Origin of the sequence: Streptomyces purpurogeneiscleroticus (assembly GCF_020024005.1) — a bacterium.
GTDB classification, from domain to species: domain Bacteria; phylum Actinomycetota; class Actinomycetes; order Streptomycetales; family Streptomycetaceae; genus Streptomyces; species Streptomyces purpurogeneiscleroticus.
In genome coordinates, this window is record NZ_NHSG01000401.1 from 1 (window position 1) to 3,177 (window position 3,177).

Sequence of the window (3,177 nt, forward strand, 5' to 3'; positions counted from 1 at the left end):
TTCTTGGTCCACCGAGCCACCCCATAGCCCCCTACAAGCCCACCAGCAGCCACCACACTCGCCGGAACCCCAGCCATCACCACAACCTCCACATCAGGGACATCTCTGGCCATGACCTTACGCCCGGCTGTGCCGGTCCCGGTGCTGGAGGCCCCGCACTCACCGGTGCCGGTGCCGGCGCCGCGCCGCCGAGACCGAGTCCGCTACCCGTTGCGCCACATCGGCGGGGTCCTCGTGTTCCCAGAAGCGGAGGACGGTCCAGCCAGCGGCGGTGAGGTGTTCGGTCGTCTCCAGGTCGCGTGCCATGTTGCGGTCGAGCTTCTGACGCCACCATTCGGCGTTCGCCTTGGGGTGTGTGGCGTGCTCGGGGCAGCCGTGCCAGAAACATCCGTCGAGGAAGACCGCGATCCTGGCGCCGGGGAAGGCGATGTCGATCGTGCGGCGTGGCAGGTCGGGTACGCGTCGCTGCAGGCGGTAACGGAGACCGGCGGCGTACAGCAGGCGGCGGACGGCCATCTCGACAGAGGTGTCCTTGCTGGCCTGGCGGCTCATGCGGGCCGATACACCGGGGGACGAGGGCGTGACGGGCACGCAGCCCATTGTGCCGGACAGTGCGGGAACGGCATCAGCGGTCGCTGTCGGGCGTGCGGTACTCGTCGCACGTGACGTACGCCTGTGTCGAAGGCGAACACGGCGCCTGATGCCTCGTGCGGTGGGCATGTGTCAGTGCCGGGTGGGCCAAAGGTTTGGTTTGCCAGAGGTGGTGGAGGAGGGTGCGTTCGCGGGTGTGGAAGTCGGGGGTGGGGCCGGTGCGGTGGGCGCGGCGGCGGAGGAAGGCGAGGGAGGTGGCCAGGGCGGCGTATTCGGTGACGGCCCGGGCGGCGGCGGGGCCGTGCGTGCGGCGGGCTATCGAGCGGGCGAGGGCGCGCGTCCTGAGGGAGGAGAGGGTGAGCGGGTCGGTCGGGGTGAGCCAGCCGGCGGCCGCGTACGGGGGCAGGTACGTGCGCAGGGAGAGCAGCTCCTCGCGGCGGGACCAGACGGCGAGGCACGAGAGGGCGGCGAAGACCGGGACCATGAAGAGGCCGTAGACCGCCAGGAAGCCGAAGCTGCCGAGGGACGAGGCGCTGTTCCATATGGAGTGGAGCAGGATCGCCGTCGTGAGGCCGAGGACGGGGAGCGCCAGGCGCAGCGGGCGGTGGTGGGGGTAGCGGGTCGCGGCTATGCCGAAGGACAGGCCGGTCAGGACCGTGAAGAGCGGGTGCGCGAACGGCGACATGATGACCCGTACGAAGAACGTGCCCGCGGTGAGGGAATCGGCGAGGCCGGCCAGTGAGTTCAGGCCGAGCGAGCCGAGGGAGAGGTCGCGGCCGACGGCGTTGCCGAGGTAGAGGACGTTCTCGGTGAACGCGAAGCCGGTGGCGGTGAGGCCGGCGATGACGATGCCGTCCGTGATGCCGTCGACGTGCCGGCGGCGGAAGACGAAGAGGAGGAGTACGGCGGCGGCCTTCGCCGTCTCCTCGACGACCGGGGCGACGACCGTACTGCTCCAGGTCTCGGCGTCGGTCGGGGAGACGCTGGCGATGTTCGTACTCAGCCATTGGGTCGCGAAACCGTTGGCGGTGATCGCGACGAGGGTCGCGGCGCAGGCGCCCCAGGCGAAGGCGAAGGCGAGGTTGCGCCAGGGTTCCGGCTCCACGCGGTCCAGCCAGCGGAAGGCCGTGACGAGGATCGGTACCGGGAAGACGGCGAGGGCGAAGCCGACCAGGAACCCTTCCGTGCCGGTCTGGCGGCGGACCAGGGTCAGGATGGCTATGCCGGAGACCGCCAGCAGGACTATGAGGGCGATGAGGGAAGCGATGCGGAGCACTGCCCGGCGGGGCGTGCGGTGTTCGCGGACGCTCCGGTGCTGGTCGCGGGCGGCTCTGCGGTGCTCGCGTGCGCGCCGTTGGTGCTTGCGGGTTCCTCGGTGGAGGTGGTGCTCGCGTGCGCTTCTGTCGTGCTCGCGTGCGCCCCGGTGGTGAGGACCGGTCGGTGCGCCGTCGGGGGGCTGGGGCAGCGGCGGTGGGCCGCTCGGGGGTCCGTACGAGGGGCCCGAGGAGCGGTCCGGTGACGGCTTGTACGGGTGCACTCTTCGACAGTAACCACGAGGTCGCGGCGGCGCGCGCAGTCGTGCACCGGGGCTGAGAGCTGATGGGTGAGGCGGTCGGTACGGGCCAGTTTTGGCCGTACTTGTGTAGGGATGGAGCTGTACGGAACGGAGTTGAACGGATCTGAGTTGTACGGAGGGGGCTGTACGGGGCGCGGAGTCCCGGCGCCCGTCGGCCCAGTCCCCGTCCGCTCAGTTCGTACGGCGGCGGAAGAGGAGGTCGTGGACGACGTGGCCCTTGTCCAGGCCCTGGCCCTCGAACTTGGTGAGGGGGCGGAAGTCGGGGCGGGGCGCGTAGCCGCTGTCCGGGTGGAGGTTCTCCAGGGTCGGCTCGGCGGTCAGGACCTCGAGCATCTGCTCCGCGTACGGCTCCCAGTCGGTGGCGCAGTGCACGATCGCGCCCGGGGCGAGCCGCGTCGTGACCAGGGAGAGGAACTCCGGCTGGATCAGGCGGCGCTTGTGGTGGCGCTTTTTGGGCCACGGGTCCGGGAAGTACACGCGCAGACCGGCCAAGGACGCGGGCGCGAGCATCTCGCGGAGGAGGATGATCGCGTCGCCGTTGGCCACCCGGATGTTGGACAGGCCGTTGCGCTCGGCGAGGGCGAGGAGGTTGCCCTGGCCGGGGGTGTGGACGTCGCAGGCGAGGATGCCGGTGTCCGGGTCGGCGGCGGCCATCTGGGCCGTCGCCTCGCCCATGCCGAAACCGATCTCCAGGACGACGGGCAGGCCGTCGAAGAGCTCGTCCAGGTCGATCCGGGACAGGCCGTCGATGTCCAGGCCCCACTTGGGCCACAGGCGGCGAAGCGCGTCGGCCTGGCTGGGCGAGACGCGGCTGCGGCGGGGCTGAAACGAGCGGATGCGCCGCTCGTGGTGCGAGCCCGCCGGGTCGGCGGCCGGTCCGGTCCCGTCGGGGAACATCGGCTCGCCGCGGTGGCGCGTGGGCTCCTGGCGCGCGCGGGGCGTCTCGGGGTCGGCGGAGGCGCCCGCGTGCCCCTCGGGTGCGGCGGGGGCGGCGTCGGCTGGGGTGACGC

General features: G+C 71.5%; 3 protein-coding genes. All 3 read right to left on the reverse strand.

What is annotated here, in order from left to right; genetic code table 11:
• Positions 1-159 precede the first annotated feature (159 nt).
• Positions 160-600 (reverse strand): very short patch repair endonuclease, encoded by a 441-nt coding sequence (locus tag CCS38_RS29575; protein ID WP_223736404.1) that lies wholly within the window; start codon positions 598-600, stop codon positions 160-162.
• A 25-nt stretch (positions 601-625) separates the two neighbouring features.
• Positions 626-1,867: a PrsW family intramembrane metalloprotease gene (locus CCS38_RS29580; protein ID WP_223736405.1), complete on the reverse strand. Its 1,242-nt coding sequence runs from the start codon at positions 1,865-1,867 to the stop codon at positions 626-628.
• A 471-nt stretch (positions 1,868-2,338) separates the two neighbouring features.
• The coding region (gene trmB, locus CCS38_RS29585; protein ID WP_223736406.1) for a tRNA (guanosine(46)-N7)-methyltransferase TrmB at positions 2,339-3,177 on the reverse strand (839 nt) is incomplete at its 5' end.

Coding starts and splice junctions, on each gene's coding strand:
- CCS38_RS29575 (WP_223736404.1), bottom strand. CDS start 600: ATGGGCTGCGTGCCCGTCACGCCCTCGTCCCCCGGTGTATCGGCCCGC.